General features: G+C 37.2%; 1 protein-coding gene. It reads left to right on the forward strand.

Annotated features, from left to right (window positions below):
* Positions 1 to 261: chorismate synthase (locus ACPYOJ_RS35720; protein ID WP_481420439.1), on the forward strand; the 261-nt coding region annotated here is incomplete at both ends.

A 261-nucleotide genomic window follows, 5' to 3' on the forward strand; every position in this document is an offset into this window, starting at 1 on the left:
GCTTATGGTGGTATCATCAATAATTTCCCGGCAGGTTTAACGGTTGATTTTGATAAAATACAATATGAACTTGATCGCAGAAAACCGGGTCAGTCAGCGATTGTCACTCAAAGAAAAGAAAGTGATACGGTAAAATTCCTTTCAGGTATTTTTGAAGGAAAAACGACAGGAACTCCTATTGGTTTTATGATCGAAAACGAAAATCAGAAATCGAAAGATTATGATCATATTGCCAATTCATATCGCCCGAGCCATGCAGAT

The organism is Rhizobium sp. SVR5-9E, from assembly GCF_056755095.1.